At 40.6% G+C, this 22219-nt stretch carries 21 protein-coding genes; 15 read left to right on the forward strand and 6 right to left on the reverse strand.

Annotation, left to right across the window (positions count from 1 at the left end; genetic code table 11):
* Positions 1–117: 117 nt before the first annotated feature.
* Genes yidA through I6N96_RS19405 form a run of 4 tightly spaced genes read right to left on the reverse strand, consistent with a single transcriptional unit; the run spans position 118 to position 3545 of the window.
* A complete protein-coding gene (gene yidA, locus I6N96_RS19390) occupies positions 118–936 on the reverse strand; it encodes a sugar-phosphatase (RefSeq protein ID WP_209559215.1) in 819 nt (272 codons plus the stop codon).
* Between the two features lie 36 nt (positions 937–972).
* Complete coding sequence (locus I6N96_RS19395; RefSeq protein WP_209559216.1) at positions 973–2337, reverse strand: HD domain-containing protein; 1365 nt, start codon at positions 2335–2337, stop codon at positions 973–975.
* Positions 2321–3193 carry a lipoate--protein ligase family protein gene (locus tag I6N96_RS19400; RefSeq protein ID WP_209559217.1) on the reverse strand — a complete coding sequence of 291 codons (873 nt, stop codon included), beginning with the start codon at positions 3191–3193 and terminating at the stop codon, positions 2321–2323. Before I6N96_RS19400 ends, I6N96_RS19395 begins: the two co-directional genes overlap by 17 nt.
* Positions 3186–3545, reverse strand: a complete 360-nt coding sequence (locus tag I6N96_RS19405; protein ID WP_209559218.1) for a hypothetical protein — start codon at positions 3543–3545, stop codon at positions 3186–3188. Before I6N96_RS19405 ends, I6N96_RS19400 begins: the two co-directional genes overlap by 8 nt.
* A 290-nt stretch (positions 3546–3835) precedes the next feature.
* On the opposite strand from I6N96_RS19405, the gene I6N96_RS19410 reads away from it, so the two are divergent.
* The 10 genes from I6N96_RS19410 (at position 3836) to I6N96_RS19455 (ending at position 13440) form a co-directional block, all read left to right on the forward strand.
* Positions 3836–4843 (forward strand): thiamine pyrophosphate-dependent dehydrogenase E1 component subunit alpha, encoded by a 1008-nt coding sequence (locus I6N96_RS19410; protein ID WP_245187065.1) that lies wholly within the window; start codon positions 3836–3838, stop codon positions 4841–4843.
* On the forward strand, positions 4843–5826 hold the full coding sequence (locus I6N96_RS19415) for an alpha-ketoacid dehydrogenase subunit beta (RefSeq protein WP_209559245.1): 984 nt from the start codon (positions 4843–4845) through the stop codon (positions 5824–5826). The genes I6N96_RS19410 and I6N96_RS19415 overlap by 1 nt, the downstream gene beginning before the upstream one ends.
* Before the next feature lies 1 nt (position 5827).
* A complete protein-coding gene (locus tag I6N96_RS19420; protein ID WP_209559219.1) occupies positions 5828–6775 on the forward strand; it encodes a sugar-binding transcriptional regulator in 948 nt (315 codons plus the stop codon).
* 264 nt (positions 6776–7039) lie between these two features.
* Entirely contained in the window at positions 7040–7474 is a 435-nt protein-coding gene (locus I6N96_RS19425; RefSeq protein ID WP_209559220.1) for a YwiB family protein, read from the forward strand.
* Between the two features lie 75 nt (positions 7475–7549).
* Entirely contained in the window at positions 7550–8176 is a 627-nt protein-coding gene (gene rpoE / locus I6N96_RS19430; protein ID WP_283811234.1) for a DNA-directed RNA polymerase subunit delta, read from the forward strand.
* Positions 8177–8380: 204 nt separating this feature from the next.
* Positions 8381–9142: an IclR family transcriptional regulator gene (locus I6N96_RS19435; protein ID WP_209559221.1), complete on the forward strand. Its 762-nt coding sequence runs from the start codon at positions 8381–8383 to the stop codon at positions 9140–9142.
* Between the two features lie 278 nt (positions 9143–9420).
* Entirely contained in the window at positions 9421–10068 is a 648-nt protein-coding gene (locus tag I6N96_RS19440) for a bifunctional 4-hydroxy-2-oxoglutarate aldolase/2-dehydro-3-deoxy-phosphogluconate aldolase (RefSeq protein ID WP_209559222.1), read from the forward strand.
* A gap of 2 nt (positions 10069–10070) precedes the next feature.
* Positions 10071–11081: a sugar kinase gene (locus I6N96_RS19445; RefSeq protein ID WP_209559223.1), complete on the forward strand. Its 1011-nt coding sequence runs from the start codon at positions 10071–10073 to the stop codon at positions 11079–11081.
* A gap of 105 nt (positions 11082–11186) precedes the next feature.
* A complete protein-coding gene (gene kduI / locus I6N96_RS19450) occupies positions 11187–12026 on the forward strand; it encodes a 5-dehydro-4-deoxy-D-glucuronate isomerase (protein WP_209559224.1) in 840 nt (279 codons plus the stop codon).
* Positions 12027–12636: 610 nt separating this feature from the next.
* On the forward strand, positions 12637–13440 hold the full coding sequence (locus tag I6N96_RS19455) for a gluconate 5-dehydrogenase (protein WP_209559225.1): 804 nt from the start codon (positions 12637–12639) through the stop codon (positions 13438–13440).
* A 131-nt stretch (positions 13441–13571) separates the two neighbouring features.
* Here the strand turns inward: I6N96_RS19455 and I6N96_RS19460 are convergent, their stop codons facing one another.
* Entirely contained in the window at positions 13572–14468 is an 897-nt protein-coding gene (locus tag I6N96_RS19460; protein WP_430650188.1) for an AraC family transcriptional regulator, read from the reverse strand.
* 217 nt (positions 14469–14685) lie between these two features.
* On the opposite strand from I6N96_RS19460, the gene bglB reads away from it, so the two are divergent.
* The 5 genes from bglB (at position 14686) to I6N96_RS19485 (ending at position 19800) form a co-directional block, all read left to right on the forward strand.
* Positions 14686–15792 carry a beta-galactosidase BglB gene (gene bglB / locus I6N96_RS19465; RefSeq protein ID WP_209559227.1) on the forward strand — a complete coding sequence of 369 codons (1107 nt, stop codon included), beginning with the start codon at positions 14686–14688 and terminating at the stop codon, positions 15790–15792.
* A 142-nt stretch (positions 15793–15934) separates the two neighbouring features.
* Positions 15935–16951 carry a TRAP transporter substrate-binding protein gene (locus I6N96_RS19470; protein ID WP_209559228.1) on the forward strand — a complete coding sequence of 339 codons (1017 nt, stop codon included), beginning with the start codon at positions 15935–15937 and terminating at the stop codon, positions 16949–16951.
* Between the two features lie 11 nt (positions 16952–16962).
* On the forward strand, positions 16963–17448 hold the full coding sequence (locus I6N96_RS19475; RefSeq protein ID WP_209559229.1) for a TRAP transporter small permease: 486 nt from the start codon (positions 16963–16965) through the stop codon (positions 17446–17448).
* A 2-nt stretch (positions 17449–17450) separates the two neighbouring features.
* Complete coding sequence (locus tag I6N96_RS19480) at positions 17451–18746, forward strand: TRAP transporter large permease (protein ID WP_209559230.1); 1296 nt, start codon at positions 17451–17453, stop codon at positions 18744–18746.
* 223 nt (positions 18747–18969) lie between these two features.
* Entirely contained in the window at positions 18970–19800 is an 831-nt protein-coding gene (locus tag I6N96_RS19485) for a sugar phosphate isomerase/epimerase family protein (protein WP_209559231.1), read from the forward strand.
* A 193-nt stretch (positions 19801–19993) separates the two neighbouring features.
* Here the strand turns inward: I6N96_RS19485 and bglX are convergent, their stop codons facing one another.
* A complete protein-coding gene (gene bglX / locus I6N96_RS19490; protein ID WP_209559232.1) occupies positions 19994–22213 on the reverse strand; it encodes a beta-glucosidase BglX in 2220 nt (739 codons plus the stop codon).
* Between the last annotated feature and the right edge of the window lie 6 nt (positions 22214–22219).

Consider the following 22219-nt stretch of genomic DNA (forward strand, 5'->3'; position numbering starts at 1 on the left):
ATTCGGATTTAGGGTATGGAAAAGAGTGGCAACAGATTATTGTACCACTCTCTTTTTGTGTTAAAAATTGAATAAGCCGCGGGGCAGTCAGTGTCCTTTTGTCCCAGCCTCATACAATCATTTTGTGTTCAACACATAATTATTCAATGCTTCTGCAACACCATCTTTATCGTTGGTTCCCAAAAGAATGTCAGCTGCAGCTTTGATGGATTCGGTCGCATTGCCCATTGCAGCACCGACACCAGCTGCTTCGATCATGGATAGATCATTTTCATTGTCGCCGATAGCCATTGTCTCTTCAATAGGAATATTCAAATGGGCTGCCAGCTTCGCAAGAGCTGCCCCTTTGCTGGCTTCTTTGTTTAAGATTTCGTAATAGAATTCAGTACTTTTAACCGTAGTATATTTCTCTTTGAAGCTATCTGGAATTTTGCTGATTGATGCATCCAATACTTCCGGATCATCGATCATCATCATTTTGATCACATTGACATCCGGCGTGATTTCTTCAACCGAGCGATACTTTAATGGCATATCTACTAAATACGCCTCATGAACGGTATATTTTCCAATATTTCTGTTGAAGGTATAGATAGAATGTTCATCACTCATGTGAAGATGACTACCTACTTTACGAGCCATCATCTCGATTTCCATAAAATCATCATAGGAAAGTGTGTATTGAGAAATCACTTCCTTTGTTTTCGTTGCCTGAACCAGAGAACCATTATAGGTGATTACATAATCATTCTCTTTATAAAGATCCAGTTCCTTTAGAAGAGCTTCTACACCGGGTAAAGGTCTACCGGTACATAATACAATATAAATACCTTGCTCATTCGCCTTTTTTACAGCTTCCTTTACTCCGTCTGTAAGATTACGATTTGAGTCCAGTAAAGTTCCGTCAATATCGATTGCTACTAATTTGATTGCCATGGTATCTATTTGCCTCCTGATAGTATATGTTTTGCTTTATTTCTCTGTAATTGCACCATTGTGTATAAACGACTGAAATTCCCGATAGGTTTCTTCAAATAGATCAAGATGCTGATTTTTAGTTGGCTGAAGCATTTCTTTCGGGAAGTAAAAACGCTGATCTCCCTGACTCTGTCCGGCCAAAGCAGCAACCAGCTGACTAACTTTCGATAATTCAACAAGTGTACCGTCTTTTTGAATAATTTCTATCTGTGTTCGATGACTATCTTTCTCCGGACGATAAAAATCATACGGTAAATCATAGCTTGAGTTGATTGCTGTATAATATTTTGGATTGAAGCCGACTTTTTCAATCAACAGCTTAAGATGTTCAATCGTTTCTTTGTCCTTATCACTTGAAAAGGTTGCGGATTTCAACGGTTTACGCATCAAAAAGCGTTTGGTGAGATCTGTCAGTACAGAGTCGCCCAGCTCACTCCATTGCGTGAAATAAGTGCTTAAAACACCATCATCCAGCTTTAGATACTCCTGAAGGGTATAATCGTCCTTGAAAAAGGGAACAAGTAGTCTTGAATGAAGTAGATAATCCTCTGGCTGCTCTTCATAGAGTTCCTTTGCTCGATGAAGCAGATGATCCAGAATCACTTCCATCCCTCTGGAGACTGGATGGAAATACACCTGAACATACATTTGATAGCGGCTGACAATATAATCCTCAACAGCATGCATCCCGTTCATGGTAAAAGCAATCCCACCTTTATAAGGGCGAATAACTCTAAGGATACGAGTCAGGTCAAAGGTCCCATATTCGGTTCCTGTAAAATAAGCATCTCTAAGTAGGTAATCCATACGATCTGCATCGATCTGGCTGGAAATCATCTGGACCACTTGAGGATTTGGGTACTCTTTTGTGATCACACTGGCTACCTTTTGAGGAAAATCGGCAGAAACACGATTAAGAATCTGGAATACCTCTGTTTCTGGTGAAGTAATGATTGCTACAGTAAATTTTTCGTGGTCTGTCTGAAAAATATGCTCAAAGGTATGCGAGTATGGTCCGTGACCCACATCATGAAGTAAGGCGGCACACAACGTAACTAATCGTTCATCATCGTTCCAGCCATCTTCGCCAAGCTGTTCAGAAGAATAATTTCGTTGAAAAATATCACAAATTCGTCGAGTGATTTCATAAACACCTAAAGAATGGGAAAAGCGACTATGTTCAGCACCGTGAAAGGTAAGAGAAGAGGTGCCCAATTGTTTGATTCTACGTAACCGTTGAAATTCCTTCGAATCAATCAAATCCAAAACAACCTGATGCTGTACATGAATATAGCTGTGAACCGGATCTCGAAAAACTTTTTCGATCGGCAGATACTGAGTTTTATAAGAATAAGTCATTCTGCATCTCCTTAAGCTGTTGGTTTCGCTGAATCATTTTATCCAACTGTTTTTGATAATCTTCTTTTATTTCAGGAAGATCCATCCAATCCGATAATCCTCTGTTTTCCATTAATAAGCCTGTCTCTAATTGAAAAGCTGAGCCCAACATTTCCTTGGCCTCAGTCACAGTTAACGGCTGTTCCAGCAAATCTGCCAGATTTTCCATGACAGAAGGATCAACAGCCGGGTACCCATTTGTACCGTAAGCGTCTTTTAATCCCTCTTCATAAAATGACTGCACTGTGTTGCCTCGCTGTCTTTGATTTCCTTCAATGCTGAGATAAGCCATAACAGCTAGACCGTTTTTAACCCTACGTTGGGCAATCCCCGCAAATTTTTTTCCATTGATACTTAAATCGAAGGTTCCGGGGCAGTAGGAGGTACTGATTTCGTATGCCTCAATTTTTTTGCCTTTTTGCTCAAATGCCGAGCGAATCCAATGCCACATAAAAATATAGCCCTCATCGATCGAAAATTTATGATCAGAAGGCTGTGGTAGGATAAGAGAGACATTCAAGGTACCTTTATCGGCGATAACGCCTAAGCCGCCGGAATTTCGAACGACAGCTTGATAATCATTCCCTGCTAAAGAAGAAAGACCAGCTCTCAGATAAGGGACACGTGTGTCCTTCATCCCCAGGATCATCGTCTGGTTCAACTGCCAAAAGTGCAGGATCGGCTGCTGATGTTTCTCGGAAAAGCCGACAAGAGTATCTGTCAGGGCAAATGGAACCAAGGCTTCATCAGCTGTTACGCGGCTTTGATCCAGTAGGAAAGCCGATTGTTTTGAATAGAGCCGGCTCAATTCATTCATCTGGATCATCGTCCTGCTTAACCTTTGATACATATTCTTTTACTTCCTTATTCATTTGCGAATACTCATTAGTAAAACGAACCGGTTTACTGATGAGTCTCATCGGCATTGAAGAAAGGAATTTACTGAAATCTCTTCGTGCTTCTTCAGATAAACGTCCAGGCTTGGAAATAAGACGTTCATATAAGTAATGATAAAATTCTTTCATTGCATCAACATCGATGCTCATTTGACTATGACATTCTTCACATTCAATACTAGAGATGACTTCGTTCATATACTGAATATCGTGAAGCGTCTCTTTTTGGCAATGCATACAGAAAAGCATTGCTTTCTCATCATGAAACAACATTGCTTCCACCCCCGTAATCTATTATAAACTATTTATAGCAAAAGTTACGTATGAAAACTAGAAAGTCTAAAGAAAGTTTTATTTTTTTCGTAGAATTGAAGAAAATGCTTTTTTCAGGGTTGCAACTATGCTAGAAATGTTATAAAATGTTTACATGGTTGTTTACAAATGATTTAGCTCGGAACAAATGTAAAAGGAAATAGTACTTTTATTGCTTCGGCAATCAAAATAGAGGATGTTAGAGGAACCAAAAAATTGAAATTATACTAATTGTATACAAGGAGATAGTTATGGTGTATCTAATGGGTCAATCAAAAAATACTGGGGTAAGTTCTGTAAATGCGCTGGATGCGTACAAAGAGATGTGGGAGATACGTATTTTCGAAGAAGCAATCCAGACATTGTTTGATGAAGGAAAAATGTACGGCACGATGCATTTGTGTATCGGACAGGAAGCAACAGCAGTCGGTGGGGCCGGCTTACTGAGAAAAGACGACTGGATGCTGTCTACACATCGGAATCATGGTCATGCAATTGCAAAGGGGACAGATCGCAGAGCGATGTTTGCTGAAATGCTTGGGAAGAAAACCGGAACCAACGGTGGAAAAGGCGGCAGTATGCATATTGCTGATCTTGATGTGGGAAATTTGGGTTCTAACGGTATTGTTGGAGGGAATTTTCCTATAGCTGCGGGAGCGGCTCTTAGTGCGCAAATGAATCATACCGATCAGGTTGTACTTTGTTACGCGGGAGACGGTGCAACAAATGAAGGAAGCTTTCATGAAGCTTTGAATTTGGCTTCTATCTGGCAGCTGCCGGTCATCTATTTGATTGAAAATAATCAGTATGGAATGAGCAGCGCTATCGAACGGATGACGAATGTTGAACGTTTATCAGAACGCGGCAAGAGTTACGGTATCGAAAGTGTGACAATCGATGGCAATGATATCTTTGAAGTACATCAAGCAGTAGGAGACGCTGTTGAAAAAGCACGTAAGGGCGGAGGCCCAACGCTTATTGAAGCAATTACGTATCGCTATAAAGGACATTCAAAATCTGACAAGCTTCTGTATCGCTCGGAGGAAGAGTGTCAATACTGGATGGAAAATCATGATCCTATTCTACGCTTGGAACATTATTTATTAAAAGAAAAACTGGCAGAAAAACCTGAACTGGAAGCACTTGTCAGTGTTATTCGAAAAGAAACCGAAGAGATGATCCAGTCTGTTTTTGCAGATCCGGACCCATCAGTTGAAGAGCTGTGGACGAATGTATATCAAGAAGGAGGAAAAGCATGATGCGGTCGATTTCTTATCTTGATGCAGTCAATGAAGCGTTGGATGAAGCACTAAAATCTGATCCTAAGGTATTTCTTCTGGGAGAGGATATTGGCGTTTACGGTGGAGGTTTCGGAGCCACACATGGTTTACAGAAAAAATATGGTACTGAACGAGTAAGAGAGACACCGATTTCTGAAAGTGCGATTGCTGGAGCTGCTGTTGGTGCGGCAATGACTGGAATGCGTCCGGTCATGGAGCTTCAATTTTCTGATTTCATTACTGTAGCGATGGATCAGCTGGTCAATCAAGCTGCGAAGATCCATTATATGTATGGCGGTAAAGCTAGTGTTCCGATGGTCATGCGAACAGCGGCCGGGTCAGGTACAGGAGCTGCTGCTCAGCACTCTCAAAGTCTGGAAAACTGGATGGCTCATATTCCGGGACTAAAGGTGATTCAGCCCTCTAATGCCTATGATGCAAAGGGATTGCTTCATGCTGCGATTGAGGATGAAAATCCAGTGATGTTTTATGAACATAAACTACTTTATAAAACAGAAATGGATGTACCAGCTTCTAAATACACATTACCGATCGGCAAAGCAGATGTGAAACGAGAAGGAAATGATATAACGATAGTAGCTACTGGTATTATGGTAAAGAAAGCACTTGATGCAGCAGCTATTTTAGCTGAGGAAGATATCAGCCTTGAGGTTGTTGACCCAAGGACATTGGTACCTTTAGATAAGGAAACGATCCTATCCTCTGCCTCGAAAACGAAACGTGTGGTGGTAGCAACTGAAGCTGTGAAGAACAGCGGATTCAGTGCGGAGCTTACAGCTGTGATCGCTGAATCGCAAATCAGCCAACAGCTGCTTCATCCGATTGTCCGTTTGGGTGGAGAATTTGTTCCTATGCCGGCGCAGCGAGTTCTTGAAGAACAGGCGACGCCTCAAGTTGAAACCATCGTACAAGCTGTGAAACAAATGATGAAAGAGGGATAACATGAGAATCAGTGAAGATCGTCGGAAGTTATTGAAGGTAGTGACCCTGTATTATGATGCAGGGTTGACACAGGCGGAAATTGCTAGAAAAATGTCTATTTCCCGTCCGGTGATTTCCAAGATGCTTCAACAAGCAAAAGAAGAAGGTATTGTAAAAGTGTCTATTCATGATGATTCTGCTTATGCGGTCAAACTCAGTCTCGAACTGGCTGACCGCTATCAGCTGGATGAAGTGATTGTTGTTCCTGATAACGGTTACAGTCCGGAATTAAAAATAAAAAGAAAAGTCAGTGAAGCAGCGGCAGATTATCTAGGCAGTATTTTGGAGCCAGAGATGTCCATTGGCTTATCTTGGGGAACTACCTTGGCAGATGTGATCGATGCACTGCCATTTTACTCGTTTCCGATGATCGATGTTTGTCCTTTCGTTGGAGGAGTATCCAGTGAACATCTTTATTACGACACCAACCATCTGGCCTTTCGTTTGTCTGAAAAACTGAATAGTCGCTGTCAGTATGCCTATTTTCCTGCTTTGGCGGAAAGTACGGAGCTGGCAGATGTGTTGAATCAGAGCAATATGCTTCAAAAGGCAATGAACCATGCAATGAAGGTGGATCTGGCAATCATTGGTGTGGGAAATCCTACAAAGCATTCAACTTGGAATGAATTGGGGTATTTTGATGAGCAGAATATGCTGGATATCAAGCAGGATGAAATCAGAGGAGATGCAGTAGCTTCATTATTTGACAAAAATGGTCAAACAGTGAACAATACTATTAGTAGACGGATGCTGGGCATAAAGGTCGAAGATTTGGCGGATATACCTCAGGTAATGGTAATCGGCAGCGGAAAAGAGAAAGCGGAAAGTATTCATCCGTTGTTGATTGGAAATTACTGCTCAATATTGGTGACCGACCAAATCGCCGCAGAGGCATTACTGACTATGTAATGTTGAGGTAGATGAAGAGAACTTGAAATCCAATAAAAAGTACACTACAATGTATCAGTATGAAAAATGATCAGCTGCCAATGTTTCAATAGGCTGATTAAGCTGTGAGCTTGAGTAAACAGTGTGTTCTTAAGCGAATTTGTCATGTGTGCTGTTGGACTTGAAATAAGGCGACGAGCATTCGTAAAATAGAAAAACATAAGTGAAAAGGAACAAAGTAAAGCTTGTTTCGATTCATCAGTAGTAAAAAGGAGGCTCATCATAATGGATTTGACGCAAGGAACAGATATTTCTATTCAATTGAAAACAGAAGTAAAGCAGGGTGGAGAAAAAAAGGATTTCTTTTTTGATTTGACAGGTCAAATTGTAAAAATCGGAGATACCCTTTATATCCGATATAAAGAAGAGCTGGAAGATGGACAAGAAACTCCTGTAACGATCAAGGTCGAACCAGATGGAAAAATCCAGTTGATTCGTTCCGGAGAGCTGCGGATGCGTTTGAAGTTTGGTTATCGTGAACGGTTGGAAACTACATATCGAACCCCTTATGGACTTTTTGAAATCACTACATTCACACATAATTTGAGATTCAGTTTGAAGGATCAGCCCGTTTCTGGATCGATCGTTATTGACTATGACTTGTACTCTCAAAGTGAAAGAGTTGGGGAATACCATTTAGAGTTAGAATTTACTGCGTAATTGTGAAAGAATCAATTGCTTTTTCTGGTGTGATTTTGTATGATAAAGTGTAGACTGTGAAAGGACGTGTACTACTTGGAAATTAATGTATTTGAAGGATTGAACAAGAACGAATTATCCATGATTGAAGTTGCTCATGCGATTTTAGAACAAAAGGGAGATGTCATGGATTTCTCAGACTTGGTAAATGATATCCAAAACTATCTTGGAACGTCTGATGGCAACATCCGTGATTCTTTAGCGCAATTTTATACAGACCTGAATATCGATGGAAGTTTCATCTCTTTGGGTGACAATCAATGGGGCCTCCGTTCATGGTATCCAATCGATTCGATCGATGAAGAAGTAACACATGGCCTTGATGAAGATGAAGATGATACACCACGTCGTAGAAAACGCAAGAAAGTCAACGCATTCATCATGGATACAAACGATGAAGATGCTATTGATTATAATGATGATGATCCGGAAGATGCAGAACTGACTGCAGATGAAGATGAGGATCTATACGATGATGATGAAGACGAAGATGAAGACGAAGAAATCAAAGCATATAACAGTGATCTGCAGGAAATTGGTGCAGACGAAGACGAAGAAGACGATGAACTGGAAGAACTGACAATTATCGACGATGAAGATGTTGACAGTGATTTTGATGATGAAGACGAGGAAGAAGAGTACGAGTCTGAAGAGGAAGAATAGTTCGATTGTCAAAAACTGAAGCAAAAGATGAAGAGATCGAGTGGAAGAAAACTCGTTCTCTTTTTTTGTTAATTAAAGATAACTATTTCTTTCTTTGGGTAGTTGCAGTAGAAAACATAGAACTGATTTTTAAAAACATAACGAGAAATAGTTGATTTTTCTTATTTATACTATATAATTTCTTATATAGAAAGGATGAGGGCGATGACAGAAGCAAAACCTTATGGTACAGTGCTGATTAAAGCAGCAAAAATCATGGATCATTTATCAGAACATCCTAATCATTCTCTACAGGAAATTGCGAACAGTACTGAAATGACCGCATCAACAACAATCAAAATATTGGATACGCTGGTACTGATTGGTTATGTGCAGAAGAATGAGGATAAAACCTATCGCCTTGGTTCAAAGCTGATTCGTTACGCGAATCAACGACTGGAGCAGCTCGATTTGGCGGAGATAACCTTTCCGTATTTGGAAAATCTGCAGCACACGATTGATGAAACCATCCATCTCGGAATATTGAATGAGAATGAAATCCTTTATATCAATAAGCTTGAGCCTAAGCATCAGACGATTCGTATGTCTTCAAAGGTAGGGATTACACGTCCCTTATACAGCTCTGCTATGGGAAAAGCAGTGTTGGCAAAATTCTCTCAGGCAGATTTTGAAGCCTATCTGGGCAGTCATGCACTTACGCCTTATACAGAGAATACAATCACGAATCCTTTAAGATTGGCAAAAGAGTTGGAGGAAATCCGAAAAACTCGTGTCGCCTTTGATGACGAGGAAATGGAAAAAGATATCTTTTGTATCGGTGCATCAATAGAAAAAGAAGGTCAAATCATCGGTGCGTTCAGTGTAAGTATGCCGAAATATCGATTGAATGAAGAAACTAAAAATTTGATCATTCAAGCTGTACTGAGAACAAAAGAAGAACTGGAACACGTCTTGATGACTAAATAGAAAGTTATGCCGGAAAAGCAGATGATAGACTGTTTTTCCGGTTTTTTTGTTGTATAGACTAATGCGGGAATATACGTACATCAATGTTTGGCAAAGCTTTCTATCTGATGAGCGGATACTGGGGTAGAAGTAATGGGTTCTTTAATGATGAAATTTTTGAAGGAGTATAGGTATTTCTCTATAAAAAACGTTTGCATTTTCTATTTTTCTATGTATAATGAAAGTATAAATTTCCTAATAATAAAATAATATTTCCAAATAAGAAAAGAGTGGTAATCTTGAAAAGAGTAAATATTCTTCAACGATTGGAAACAGCTGGAGTAATTGCTGTTGTTCGCGGAAAAACGAAAGATGAAGCAATCAAAGCAAGTCATGCAATCGTAAAAGGTGGCATGCATGGGCTGGAGCTGACATTTACGGTTCCTCAGGCAGATGAAGTAATTAGAGAATTGGCTGACACTTACAAGGATTCGCCGGAGGTGGTTATCGGTGCTGGAACAGTTTTAGATGCTGTTACCGCTCGTTTAGCAATTATGGCAGGTGCTGATTATATCGTGAGTCCTTCTTTTGATCGGGAAACGGCTGAGATTTGTAATCTTTACCAGATACCTTATTTACCTGGTTGTATGACAATCACAGAGATGAAGGAAGCGCTGAAAAGCGGCGTGGATATCATCAAGCTATTTCCAGGAAGCGCTTATGGACCAAGCATCATTTCTGCATTCAAGGCACCAATACCTCACTTGAATATCATGCCGACAGGCGGAGTCAGTCTGGATAACATGGATGAATGGTTCAAAGCAGGAGTGATCACAGTAGGTGTGGGTGGTAACTTATTAGCACCGGCAGCTGTTGGTGATTTTGATAAGGTAACTGAAGTTGCAGCACAGTACATGGCGAAGTTCCATGAAATAAAAGGAGCATAGCGATGGGAAAAGTTGTGACCTTGGGTGAAATCATGCTGCGTTTTTCAACAGATAGTGGGATTCGTATTGCACAAACTGAAGCATTCACTGCCCATTATGGTGGTGGTGAAGCAAATGTAGCTGTATCTTTGGCAAATTATGGGCATCAGGTAGCTTTTGCAAGTAAGGTTCCGGACAACGCATTAGGCGAAGCCGTGAGAAAGCATCTTAACCGATATGGTGTAGACACGAAACATTTACTTAAAGGAGGTCCACGTTTAGGCTCTTATTATCTTGAAGCAGGTGTTGGCGAGCGAGCAGCCAGCGTCATCTATGATCGAGCAGGCTCCAGCTTCGCAGTAGTGGAAACGGCTGAGTGGAATTTAGAGGAACTGTTCAGCGGCTGTGATATTTTCCACATTTCAGGAATTACACCTGCGCTATCTGCAGCATGGAGAGATCTAACACTTGTATTGATCAAGGCAGCAAAGCAAGCAGGATGTCTAATCAGCTTTGACGTAAATTATCGAGGAAAGCTGTGGAGCCGTGAAGAAGCAGGAAAGACAATTCGAACGATCCTACCTTATGTGGATTATTGTTCCGCTGGAAAACTGGATGCACAGCATTTTCTAGAAGTTACTGCATATGATGGAGATTCTGAGGAAGAAGAAGCCAGCTATTACTATCGAGAAATGCAAAAGAAATATCCGAACATCTCAGTCTTTTATTCAACAAAGCGCAAGGTTCATTCGGCTAGTGCTAACGAGCTGATCGGTACACTTTGGTCAGATGGGCATTATTATGAATCTCAGTGCCATTTGATCGATCCCATCATTGACCGTGTCGGAGGAGGAGATGCCTTTGCTGGTGGTGTACTTCACGGATTATTGAATAAGGCTGATCATCAGAAGGTCATTAACTTTGCTACGGCTGCATCAGCATTGAAGCATACAGTGCATGGTGATTGCAATCAATTCAGTCAAGAAGAGGTTGAAAGCTTTTTGGCACTTGGTTCAGGAAAAATCATTCGTTGATGAAAGAATTCTGATAGAGCAGCCAAATATTATCAAACCAAAAGTATAAAGTGAAGGGAGCATTTTTGCTTCAATCACGCCAAAAATAGAGAGGAGCACTAAAACATGCAAAACATGGAAACACGTTATACACATAGTCCGGAGGATATCCGTCATTACTCAACAGAGCAATTGAGAGATGAGTTCTTAGTTGAGAAAGTATTTGTTCCAGGAACGATCACATTGACATATACACACAATGATCGCATGATCTTCGGTGGTGTGACACCTACAAAAGAAGCATTGGAAATCAAGCTGGATAAAGAACTAGGCGTAGACTATTTCTTGGAGCGTCGTGAATTAGGCGTGATCAATATCGGTGGACCAGGCTATATCGAAATCGATGGTCAAAAGGAAGAAATGAAGAAACAGGATGGTTATTATATTGGCAAAGAAACACGTCATGTCGTTTTCTCTTCAGAAAATCCTGAAAATCCTGCAAAATTCTATATCAGCTCAGCACCGGCACACCATAAATACCCTAACGTGAAAATCAGCATTGATGACATCAAGCCGATGGAAACAGGCGAGCCGTTGACACTGAATGAGCGCAAAATTTATCAATACATCCATCCCAATGTATGCGAAAGCTGTCAATTACAAATGGGTTATACAATTTTAGAACCAGGCAGCTCATGGAATACGATGCCTTGTCATACACATGAACGTCGTATGGAAGCCTATGTATACTTTGATATGGAACAGGACACTCGTGTGTTCCATATGATGGGTAAACCTGATGAAACTAAACACTTGGTAATTGATAACGAACAAGCAGCAATATCACCAAGCTGGTCTATCCACTCAGGCGTAGGTACAAGCAACTATTCATTCATCTGGGCAATGTGTGGAGAAAATATCACATATACAGATATGGACATGGTACCAATGGATCAATTGAAATAAGAAAAGCAGAACGAGCTCGTTCTGCTCTCGAGCAATAGGTGCTCGAAAAATTATAGCGATGCTTTTCGTCGCGAATTTTCTTGAGTCCAATTGCCGAAGAGAGCAAGCTCGTGGAACTAGACAAATAAGAAAAGCAGAGCAAATCGGTAACTCCCGAGCAATAAAGGGACTTGGTAAAATGGTGGTCTTTACCATGTAAGCAAGGCATCTTATTGTCGAAAGAGTTGATCTGAGAAGCTGGACAATAAGAAAAGCAGAAAGAGCTCGTTCTGCTCTCGAGCAATAGGTGCTCGAAAAATTATAGCGATGCTTTTCGTCGCGAATTTTCTTGAGCCCAATTGCCGAAGAGAGCAAGCTCGTGGAGCTAGACAATAAGAAAAGCAGAGCAGATCGGTAACTCCCGAGCAATAAAGGGACTTGGTAAAATGGTGATCTTTACCATGTAAGCAAGGCATCTTATTGTCGAAGGAGTTGATCTGAGATGCTAGACAATAAGAAAAGCAGAGCAGATCGGTAACTCTCGAGCAATAAAGGATTTTAATTGAGTAATCCCCTGTCTATTTGAGTGATGCTCAATGGGGAAAATAAACGAAAAGAGGAGAAAATAATTATGGATTTTAATATGGATAGCTTCCGCTTAGACGGAAAAATTGCTCTTGTTACAGGAGCGGTATATGGAATTGGTTTTGAAATTGCCAGCTCATTAGCAGCGGCAGGAGCAACAATTGTTTTCAATAACATTGATCAAAAATCAGTCAATGACGGTGTTGAAAACTACAAAAAAGTTGGCATTGATGCAAAAGGCTACGTTTGTGATGTAACAAATGAAGAGCAGGTACAAGCAATGGTCAAACAAATCAAAGAAGAGGTTGGTGTGATCGATATTCTTGTTAACAACGCTGGAATTATCAAACGTACACCAATGCACGAAATGGATGCAGCTGATTTCCGTCAAGTGATCGATATTGATTTGAACGGACCATTCATTATGTCTAAAGCAGTTCTTCCAGGAATGATGGAGCAAAACAGCGGGAAAATCATCAATATCTGTTCGATGATGAGTGAACTGGGGCGTGAAACAGTGAGTGCCTATGCAGCTGCTAAGGGCGGACTGAAAATGCTGACAAAAAATATTGCTTCTGAATACGGCGAGCACAACATTCAGTGTAACGGAATTGGACCTGGCTATATTGCTACACCTCAAACCGCACCATTGCGTGAGGAACAAGCAGATGGTTCTCGTCATCCGTTCGATCAGTTTATTGTTGGTCGTACACCAGCAGCTCGTTGGGGAACACCTGATGATTTAGCAGGCCCAGCAGTATTCTTGGCTTCTAAAGCTTCAGACTTTGTTAATGGACATATCTTGTATGTTGACGGAGGAATCCTAGCATATATCGGAAAACAACCTTAAGCCATTAAAGGTTTCCTGAGTAATAACTGTATATAAAAAATTCCTAAGTAAATATAAAGGTTCTGCTTCACATGCGTGAGTGAAGCAGAACCGTTTTTTTATTATTCAAATCATAAGAAGCGCCAATGATTTTAAGATTGATGGTGATCGAAAAAGATAATCTCCTGATTTTGATGCTTTTTCAAATATTCTTTAGGCGTCAGTCCAAATTCCTTTTTAAAGCATTTTAGAAAATGCGGATAGGATTTAAAGCCGCATTGTACATAGATTTCATTCGAGTTTTTGTAGGTGACCAGCAGCTGTTTCGCGTAAAGTAATCTTTTTTTCAATACATAACTGTGGAACGTGAAGCCTGTTGTACTTTTAAACGTTCGGGCGATGTAATACTTGCTGACAAAGAAATGCTTCGCAACGTCCTCCAAAGTCAATGAGGCATCCAAGTTTTCAGAAACGTATACCATCAGCTCTTCAATCAGACTGTTTTCCATAGCTGCCTTTGGCTGGACTTCCTTTTCCTGACTCATGACCAATTTGTTCAAATAGACTAAAAAATTGATGAACTGCTGTTTATACATCAAATCCATTCCATAGATTTTTTTATCTGCCGGTGCTTCAATCAAAGAAAGATATTCCCTCAATCGTTCCGGATCAGTCTGGATGATTTTGCTTTTGGTTGTTCCGGTAGGGTGGAAGCAGCGCTCCAGATTTGTGTATTTACTTGAATGGCTTCGTAAAAAACTCGGAGTCACAAACATATAAACGCGTTCAAAAACATCTGAATCCTGCTTAACGATTCTATGGAGATCCAAATTATGGATAAAAATAACAGAACCTGGCTTCAAATGATATTGTTTTCCATCCAAATAAAATTCGGCGGTTCCTAGTAATGTGCAATGTATCTCATAGAAATCATGATAATGATAAAGCGTTTTCTCTTGAACCACGAAATCCTTTACATGGAAGAGTTCGTAGTCATTGGATAGCATTGTGTTCACTAGTGAAGTATTGAGCAATGTGGATTCTTTCATCATTTTATCCTCCTGTAAAATCATTTATACGTTTATTATAATACACTAAAAATCAAATGAAAGGGCTTCATGTGCAATTTTTGACAGTAATTAGGCAATTTTTACTATATATTCATTTTTGATAACTTGTTAAACTAAGAGCATGATAAAGATTTGAAAGCGCTTTGAGTAAAAAACTCGAGAATATAAATTAATACAAAGGAGATTGAATGACAAGATGATTATTAAACAAGAATTATTTGTACCAAAAGAGATAGTGGAAGAGAAAATTGATTTGATGATTAACAATTTGACAACGATAAAAGATAACAGCGGAGAATTTCTGTTGGACTTCGATGGTTTGAAGGTTGACGACAAGAGCTGGACGATTTGGAACTGGCCTCAGGGTGTTGGTTTGTATGGTATGTACAAAAACTATCAAATCACTAAAAATGAGAAAGCACTGAAAGTTGTCAATGATTGGTTTGATGGCCGCATGAAGGAAGGAGCACCTCCGAAAAACGTAAACACGATGGCACCGTTATTGACAATGGCTTATCTCTATGAGGATACGAAGGACTCAAAATATATTCCTTATCTGGAACAATGGGCTGAATGGGTAATGCACGATATGCCTAGAACGAATGAAAATGGGCTGCAGCATGCGACATACGGACCGCCGAATACGAACCAGCTTTGGGACGATACCTTGATGATGACTGTTCTCCCATTAGCTAAAATCGGTAAACTGTTGAATCGTCCTGAATATCTGGAAGAAGCGAGACATCAGTTTTTGATTCATATCAAATATTTGATGGATAAGAAAACAGGACTGTGGTATCACGGTTGGACATTTGAAGGCAACCATAACTACGCTGAAGCATTGTGGGCCCGTGGAAACTGCTGGATCACAATCGCCATTCCTGAAATCATCGAGATACTTGAGCTTCCAAAGGGTGATGGATTAAGAGATTTCCTGATCAATACTTTGAATGCACAGGTTGCTTCATTAGCAAAATATCAGCATGAGTCAGGACTATGGCATACATTATTGAACGATCCAAGCTCTTATCTTGAGTCCTCTGCAACTGCCGGATTTGCTTATGGGATTTTGAAAGCTGTCCACAAGAAATACATCAGCAGTGACTATGAAGAGATTGCTTATAAGGCAATGGCCGGACTTTTAGAAGAAATCGATGACAAAGGAGAAGTACAACATGTTTCTGTGGGAACAGGGATGGGTGACGACTTGGAATTTTACAAGAATATCGGTATGACTGCAATGCCTTACGGTCAATCATTGACTATTCTATGTCTGACAGAATTACTAGTTTCTTATTGCTAAACGTTAAACGCTAAAAAATGGATAAGGCAATCATTTACCTGTGAAATACAGTGTTGGTTGCCCTGTCCCTAAAAGAACAATTGTTAGTTGTAAATGGATGTTGAAGTAAAAGAGCAAACTTAGAAAAACAGGGGGAAGAAGAATGAAGAAAAGACAATTTATCTCTGGATTGATGCTTTCAGCAGCTGGATTAGTTTTGTTGAGCGGCTGCAGCAGCTCCGATGCAGCTTCAGACGGCAAGATTACATTGCGTTATGCCTATGCCAGCAACAGCCAGCCGGTTATCGATTCAATGAATGAATTTGGCCGACTGATTGAAGAAAAGACAAATGGAGAAGTAACGATCGAGTATTTTCCAGATGGACAATTAGGTGGAGAAACAGAGCTGATCGAGCTGACTCAAACTGGCGGTATTGATTTTACAAAAGTCAGCGGTTCTGCTTTAGAAAGCTTTTCAAAAGATTATTCAATTTTCGCAGTTCCGTACATTTTTGATGATGAAGAACACTTTTTCGCCGTAATGGAAAATAAGGAAATCATGGATGAGGTCTATAATTCTACCGAAGAATTAGGGTTTGTCGGATTGACTTACTATGATTCAGGTCAACGAAGCTTTTATATGACAGATGGCCCAGTGAACTCTCCAGATGATTTAAAAGGGAAGAAAATTCGTGTTATGCAAAGTGAAACCGCTATTAAAATGGTGGAACTGCTAGGCGGATCACCAGTACCCATGGGAAGTTCAGAAGTTTACACATCATTACAGTCTAATCTGATCAATGGTGCAGAAAATAATGAATTCGTATTGCATACAGCAGGTCACGGCGGCGTGGCAAAATATTACTCTTATGATGAGCATACACGTGTTCCGGATATTGTGATCATGAACGATAGTGTGAAGGAACGTCTTTCAGATGAGCAGTATGAAGCGGTCTTAGAAGCAGCGAAGGAATCGACTGAATTTGAGAAGGAAGTATTCAAAGAAGCGGTTGAAGAAGAAAAAGCAATCGCAGAAAAAGAATACGGAGTTATCTATAACGATGTAGATAGTGCGCCATTTCAAGAAGCAGTCCAGCCACTTCATGATCAATTCAAAAATGATGAAAATTACAGCGATCTTTACGAAAAAATCCGCGCTGTAGCTGACGAGATGGAGTAGGGGGAGTAAAAATGAAAGCAGTAAGAAGTGCTTTAGATAAGGCTTTAGAAATTTTTGGTTCAGTTCTTTTAGCAATCATGATTCTTGTGGTGCTTTATCAAGTATTTACAAGAACAGTACTAAACAGTCCCAATACAGTCACTGAAGAGCTTGTTCGTTTTGGCCTAGTTTGGTTATCGATGCTGGCTTCAGCGTATGTAGTTGGTAAACGAAGTCATCTGGCGGTAACAATGCTGAGTGATAATCTGAGTGGAAAAAATAAGCGTTTGTTGGAAATTGTTGTGCAGGTATTATTCTTAGTTTTTGCGGCAGTCATCATGGTATTTGGCGGATGGAAAGCTGTTACTGTGACAATGGGACAGATTTCACCATCTCTTTCTATACCTATGGGGTATGTTTATCTGGCTGTACCGGTTTCAGGAGTGATTATGTTTATCTACAGTCTGTTGAACTTATTGGATCAGCCGATTGAAGAAGAAAGCAAACAGGAGGGGTAACTATGGCGTTAGAAGCAGGTCTTATCTTATTCATCGTTTTTGCCATATTGTTGATTTTGGGAATGCCTATTGCGATCAGTGTCGCCGTTTCCTCTATCGTAACATTGTTGTTAGTTGTACCATTCGATATCGCAGTATTTACATCTGCCCAGAAAATGGTGTCGAGTTTAAATAGTTTTTCGTTAGTTGCCATTCCGTTCTTTGTCCTCTCGGGCATCATCATGAACGGCGGAGGAATAGCGGAAAAGCTCGTGAATTTTGCTATGTTGTTTGTTGGTCGGATTCCAGGTGGATTGGCCCACACGAATATTTTGGGGAATGCCTTGTTTGGCTCAATGTCCAGTTCAGCGATTGCTGCATCTACAGCGATCGGTGGTGTGTTGATTCCACAGCAAGTTAAAGCAGGCTATGATCGTAAATTTGCGACAGCTGCCAATATTGCATCTGCACCAACAGGCATGGTTATTCCTCCAAGTACAGCGTTTATCATGTATTCATTGGTTGCCAGCGGCGCGTCCATTTCTTCATTATTCTTGGGCGGTTATCTAGTTGGTGCTTTGTGGGCATTAAGCATTATGATCGTTGCTTTCTTCCATGCGAAGAGACATAACTATAAAACGATCAGTCGTTCTGAATTAGGTTCAGTTGGAACCGTGCTGAAAGAAGCAATCCCAAGTGTTATGCTGATTGTGATCATTATCGGCGGGATTTTATCCGGTTTGTTCACGGCAATCGAAGCTTCGGCTATTGCTGTTGCTTATTCATTGATCATTGCAATGTTCTTCTACAAGACAGTTACTGTAAAAGACATTCCAAGAATGTTGAGAGATGCGGTATTGACAACAGGTACGATCGCGTTCTTACTTGCTACCTCTTCTATGATGTCATTCGCTATGGCATTTACAGGTATCCCGCAAGCAATCAGTGGTGCTATCTTAGGCCTGACAGATAATAAACTGATCATTCTATTATTGGTAAATATCGTCTTGTTGATTGTAGGGATGTTTATGGATGTAGGGCCGGCAATCATGATCTTTACACCAATCTTCCTACCTGTTGTAACAAGTGTTGGGGTTGATCCGGTTCACTTTGGCTTATTCGCCATCATGAATCTATGTGTTGGTTCTATTACACCGCCAGTTGGCTCAGGGCTTTATGTAGGAGCCAGTGTCGGGGGAGTCAAGGCAGAGAAGATGCTGAAGCCGTTAGTTCCATTTTATATTGCCATATTAGCGGTTCTGTTTCTGATTACCTATTTCCCACAAGTTGTTATGTGGCTGCCAAATCTCGCTTCTTAACTCACATAAAATCAGTTTCCTTTGATCACCCCAAACTTTCACAGGAAACGACAAAACAACCAGAGAAGGCAGTTTTTTATAGATCAAAGGGGGGACCGCAAGTAGTTCATAATTGTAAATAAAAGGGGAGGGCTACTGACGATCGTATGATTGTCAGCAGCCTGTTTCCTATTTTATAATGAGTAGAGAAGAATATGGATATAGACGAAAAGGAGCGGTCATTTTGTATAATTTAACAGTAAGAGGACATGATATATCAGGAAGCCACAGTTATGAAGTGTTGCCTGAAAAAATAAGAAATGCGGGAATCAAAAATGTTCAGTTGGCTTTAGGAATGTCATTTCCTGAACTCCCAAGTGGAAAAGAGAATCTGTCGCCGGGCTTTGGTACCTATATGAAAAATACATTTATGAAGCAAGGGGTACAGATTGCTATCTTAAGCTGCTACATCAATATGATTCATCCCGATGAAGAAACTAGGGAAGAGGCTTTACAGAAATTTGAAAGCTATCTGAAATATGCGAAATACTTTGGTGCTTCGATGGTTGCTTCAGAGACTGGCAATGTATTGGAAGAAATCATTTATACAGAGAAGAATTTTACAGAAGAAGCTTTTGAGAAGGCAGTTATCTCTATTCAGCGACTAGTCGATTGCGGAGAAAAATACGGCATGATGGTAGGCATCGAGCCAGGATTGAATCATCCAATTTACTCAGTGGAAAAAATGCATCAACTTGTGCAGCGAATCGATTCTGATTATTTAGGTGTTATCCTGGATGCAACGAACTTGATCACCGTGGATAACTACACAGAGCAGGCAAAAATCCTCCAACAAGCCTTCGATCTATTCGGAGAAAAAATCGTTGCAATCCACTTAAAGGACTTCGTGGTAGAGGATGGGAAAATCATTCCAACAGCAGTTGGCGAAGGACTGATGGATGTAAAGGGCATGCTTGACATCATTGGTAGAAACAAACCATTGATCAATATCGTGTTGGAAGAAACAAAAGATGAAAAAATCACTCAAGCGAAGAAGTTGATTGATTCTTTGTAAGCAATTAGATGATAAGAAATCTGTCGGCCTCCGAAAACGACAAAATGTGGGGATCAACAGAAGTAAACTCTGAAATCCTTAGTATATATGGGATAAATATAGAGAAGCTTAAGCTAATCGCAAATCAAACAACAATATTCATAAAAAACCCCCATGTACCAGAAAAAAATGGTACATGGGGGTTTTACTTTAGTTAAACCAATTGAAACGAAGCTTCTAATGTTTCTTCGCTGTTTGGTCCGACAAAAACAATAAATGAGCCGGTTTCTACATCATAGTCCATAGAATGGGTATAGTATTTTAGCTCGTCTCGAGTGAGTATGAATTGAACAGTTGCTGTTGTGTTCCCAGCTATCGATAGTTTTTTGAACTGTTTCAGTTCCTTGACTGGTCGGACGACCGATCCTACCACGTCTTGAATGTAAAGCTGAACAGTCTCCAGACAGTCAATACTTGATGAATTTTTTATTGTAACATTGATCAGCAACTCATCGGACATTGTTGTGTCGCTTAAGGTTAAATCTGAGTATTGAACACTACTGTAGTTCAAGCCGTAACCAAATGGGAAAAGCGGCGCATTTGGACTGTCGAGATATTTGGAAACGAAGCGTCCGGAATGGGTAGAGCTTGTCAGTGGTCGACCGGTTTTGAACTCGCTATAATAAAGCGGCAGCTGACCAACAGAATAAGGGAAGCTCATGCTCAATCTCCCTGATGGGTTGGTTTTACCGAAGAGGACATCAGCGATTGCATGTCCGCCTTCTGTTCCCGGGAACCAAACTTGCATGATTGCATCAATAGTTTCTGCTTCCTCCGTTAGAACAAGGGGACGACCGCTGATTGAGATCAAGATCGTTTTCTTGCCTAGCTCAATCAGCTGTTTCATAAATGCTCTCTGAATTTGAGGTAAGCAAATATCTGTCCGGCTGCCTGCTTCACCGCTTTGCATAGTATGCTCGCCCATTGCAAAGATGATGATATCTGCACTTCTCGCCTCTCTTAATGCATGATCTAAATGCATCGCTTTCTCTTCATCAGACATTGATAAACTATCGATCATATCTTTTGTGGCACCGAATTCCCCAAGAAATTCATAGCTTTCCAGCATATCACAACCTTTTTCAACATGGAAATTTTCAGGCTTCAGATAGGATTCAATTCCTGTTTTGATTGAGATTGTATCAGTGGTCTTGCCATGAACAGCCCATAATCCAATCAACTCTTGGTTATCTCCATAAGGCCCGACGAGTAGAATTTTTTTATCTGTCTGTGGATCGAGTGGGAGAAGTCCGTGTTCATTTTTTAGTAGAACGATTGATTCAGCTGTCACTTTTTTTGCAAGTGCTCGATGTTCTTCTTTTAGTAATGTTTCTTTTTCTTTCTCTTCAGTTGCTCTCCGGAAAGGATCTTCAAAGAGGCCCAGATCGTTTTTCAGCTTCAGTACCCGCAATACAGCTTGATCGATCAACTTTCCATCGATTCTGCCTTCATTTAATAACGGCTCCAGTTCATTTGCATAGCAGGGGGATTTCATATCAATATCATTAGTCGCATTTATTGCCAGATAAGCGGCTTCTTTGTTGTCTTCTGCGATACCATGATCGATCAGCTCTCTAACTGCTGCATAATCTGAGATAATCACACCATCAAAGCCCCATTCGTCCCGAAGGATATCTTTTAGGATGAACTGATTTCCGGTAACAGGAACCCCATCATAGGTATTAAAGGAGGTCATGACCAGCTTACAGCCTGCATCTACAGCTGCCTTATAACTTGGCAGATAGTCCTGCCGCAATTTTCTTTCAGACATATCAACGGTATTATATTCTCTGCCGCCTTCTGCTGCACCATACGCTGCGAAGTGTTTAACACAAGAGGCAATGCCTTCTTGTTTATCAAGATCCTGTTGAAGTCCGCTGACCATTGCTGAGGCAAAAGCAGAATTCAAGAAGCTGTCTTCTCCAGTGGATTCCAGACAGCGTCCCCAACGAGCATCTCTGACTAAATCAACCATTGGGGCGAAGGTAACATGAGCGCCGCCGGATTGAGCTTCTTTTCCAATCACTGTATAGGCTTCTTTGACTAAATCAGGATTCCATGTAGCACCTAAACCAAGTGGGATTGGGAAAACTGTGCGGTACCCGTAGATAATATCTGCCATGAAAAGCAACGGGATTTTATGGCTGGATTTCTCGAGATATTGCTGTTGGATTTCCTTTGTGTTTGCTGCACCCGCCACATTTAAAACAGAGCCGACATGTTTCAGCATATTGTCTGAGATTCCCAGCTTCTGTTGTGGGCCGACTGTCAATGCAGAGGTATTGAAGAATTCTCCTGACAGCTGTACGAGCTGACCGACTTTTTCTGTCCATGATAGAGACTCCAATAGCTTCAGTAACTTTTCTTCTTTCATGATGAT

The sequence above is a fragment of the Enterococcus larvae genome (genome assembly GCF_017830045.1).
Lineage (GTDB): Bacteria > Bacillota > Bacilli > Lactobacillales > Enterococcaceae > Enterococcus_L > Enterococcus_L larvae.

Bases quoted from the DNA above. Each gene is read 5' to 3' on its own strand.
- bglX (WP_209559232.1), bottom strand. From the start codon at position 22,213: ATGAAAGAAGAAAAGTTACTGAAGCTATTGGAGTCTCTATCATGGACA.
- I6N96_RS19455 (WP_209559225.1), top strand. From the start codon at position 12,637: ATGGATTTTAATATGGATAGCTTCCGCTTAGACGGAAAAATTGCTCTT.
- I6N96_RS19425 (WP_209559220.1), top strand. From the start codon at position 7,040: ATGGATTTGACGCAAGGAACAGATATTTCTATTCAATTGAAAACAGAA.
- yidA (WP_209559215.1), bottom strand. From the start codon at position 936: ATGGCAATCAAATTAGTAGCAATCGATATTGACGGAACTTTACTGGAC.
- I6N96_RS19460 (WP_430650188.1), bottom strand. From the start codon at position 14,468: ATGAAAGAATCCACATTGCTCAATACTTCACTAGTGAACACAATGCTA.
- I6N96_RS19395 (WP_209559216.1), bottom strand. From the start codon at position 2,337: ATGACTTATTCTTATAAAACTCAGTATCTGCCGATCGAAAAAGTTTTT.
- I6N96_RS19435 (WP_209559221.1), top strand. From the start codon at position 8,381: ATGACAGAAGCAAAACCTTATGGTACAGTGCTGATTAAAGCAGCAAAA.
- I6N96_RS19475 (WP_209559229.1), top strand. From the start codon at position 16,963: ATGAAAGCAGTAAGAAGTGCTTTAGATAAGGCTTTAGAAATTTTTGGT.
- I6N96_RS19470 (WP_209559228.1), top strand. From the start codon at position 15,935: ATGAAGAAAAGACAATTTATCTCTGGATTGATGCTTTCAGCAGCTGGA.
- I6N96_RS19415 (WP_209559245.1), top strand. From the start codon at position 4,843: ATGCGGTCGATTTCTTATCTTGATGCAGTCAATGAAGCGTTGGATGAA.
- I6N96_RS19420 (WP_209559219.1), top strand. From the start codon at position 5,828: ATGAGAATCAGTGAAGATCGTCGGAAGTTATTGAAGGTAGTGACCCTG.
- I6N96_RS19480 (WP_209559230.1), top strand. From the start codon at position 17,451: ATGGCGTTAGAAGCAGGTCTTATCTTATTCATCGTTTTTGCCATATTG.
- I6N96_RS19445 (WP_209559223.1), top strand. From the start codon at position 10,071: ATGGGAAAAGTTGTGACCTTGGGTGAAATCATGCTGCGTTTTTCAACA.
- I6N96_RS19410 (WP_245187065.1), top strand. From the start codon at position 3,836: ATGGTGTATCTAATGGGTCAATCAAAAAATACTGGGGTAAGTTCTGTA.
- bglB (WP_209559227.1), top strand. From the start codon at position 14,686: ATGATTATTAAACAAGAATTATTTGTACCAAAAGAGATAGTGGAAGAG.
- I6N96_RS19405 (WP_209559218.1), bottom strand. From the start codon at position 3,545: ATGTTGTTTCATGATGAGAAAGCAATGCTTTTCTGTATGCATTGCCAA.
- kduI (WP_209559224.1), top strand. From the start codon at position 11,187: ATGCAAAACATGGAAACACGTTATACACATAGTCCGGAGGATATCCGT.
- I6N96_RS19400 (WP_209559217.1), bottom strand. From the start codon at position 3,193: ATGAATGAATTGAGCCGGCTCTATTCAAAACAATCGGCTTTCCTACTG.